This is a genomic window from Vibrio sp. 10N.261.52.C2, assembly GCF_041471425.1.
Taxonomy (GTDB): Bacteria; Pseudomonadota; Gammaproteobacteria; order Enterobacterales; family Vibrionaceae; genus Vibrio; species Vibrio crassostreae_C.
Genome location: NZ_JBFROH010000060.1, coordinates 60,212 through 61,668, shown reverse-complemented (window position 1 = coordinate 61,668; position 1,457 = coordinate 60,212). Strand labels below are relative to the sequence as shown.

Genomic DNA, 1,457 nt, shown 5'->3' with positions numbered 1-1,457 from the left:
GTTGCCGTCTTCAACGTTAACATCGAACGACGCCGACGTGGTTTCGCTGCCGTCATGCTTGAACGCCACTTCACCCGCCGCCAACTGCGCCACCGTGAAACTACTAGACGCGACGCCGTTCACTAAGATTGTGCCGTTGCTCGCGTTGCCGACCGTGAAGGTCACGCCTGTGTCTGTATCGTCAACGTCTGTATAACCCAAGTCAGCTGCCGAGATCGTGTAGCTGCCTGCCTCATCCACTTCCGCCGCCAAATCGCCTGTTAGTTCCGGCGCATCATTCACTGGCGTCACCGTCAAGTTGAAAGTGCTGTCTACCGGTGTGCTACCATCTTCATTGCCGTCTTCAACGTTCACATCGAACGACGCTGACGTGGTTTCACTGCCGTCATGTTTGAACGTCACTTCACCCGCCGCCAACTGCGCCACAGTGAAATGGTTCGACGGAACACCACCGACTAAGATTATGCCGTCACTCGCGTTGCCGACCGTGAAGGTCACACCTGTGTCAGTATCATCAACGTCCGTGTAGCCTAGGTCCTCAGCCGTAATGGTGTAGCTGCCTTCTTCATCCACTTCACCCAACAAATCACCTATCAGCACTGGTGCATCGTTCACAGGAGTGATATTAAGCGTAACTTCTGCTTCGTCTTCCCCACCGTTCCCATCGGTCACTTTATATTTAAAAGTTGCCTCCCCGTTATAGTCGGTATCCGGTGTGAATGTAATTGTATTGTTTGTGTAGTCGACAAACAGCTCACCATTAGTCGCGGAGGTAATTGAACCCACAACAATTGAGAGCTCATCACCATCAATGTCAGTATCATTCGCCAACAATTCATCAAAAGAAATCGTGATAGACTTGTCTTCAGCAGTAACAAGTTTAGATTGATTAATACCTGTCACTGTAATGTTATCTAACAACGCACCGTAGCTATCTGAAGCACCAGCGCCTGCAAATGTAAGGTCCGTAACGTCCCCTTGGACTTCGAACTCAGCCGTGATCTTATACCAACCATTTGCGTCAGGTTGCCCTATTTGGACATTAAGTCCGTCGGCACCCGATAGAGTTCCATCGGCGTGAACAGTAACTAACGTGTCACCGACTTTAAACGTCATGTCAGAAGATGAATTACCGTCTCGTCGAGGGTTGTAATCAAATTCAACACGAACGCTATCTTGGTCTGACGTATTAATACTTGTTGTGATCGCGGTGTTTTGATGAGCATCAAGCTCAGCGAGGTAGTCACCGTCTGTCGCTTCAGCTATGAGACCGTCACGCTGAATCTCTAGACCATTTGTTGCTTCCCAATCACCCAGTTCGTCGCCAGTTACTACTGTCCAACGACCTGTGTTTGTCATGTTTTCAAAGGACTCAGAGAAGAGCAGCGTCTCACTATGAGTTTCATATGTGTCATCAATCGCTACTGGGCCCTCGTTCACGTTGCTCTCTTTCAGGG

The 1,457-nt window shown here is 49.5% G+C and carries 1 protein-coding gene; it reads right to left on the bottom strand.

The genetic code is table 11. The features are described from left to right. On the bottom strand, positions 1-1,440 hold a 1,440-nt coding region (locus AB4307_RS20015), incomplete at its 3' end, for a tandem-95 repeat protein (protein ID WP_372133178.1). Positions 1,441-1,457 lie beyond the last annotated feature (17 nt).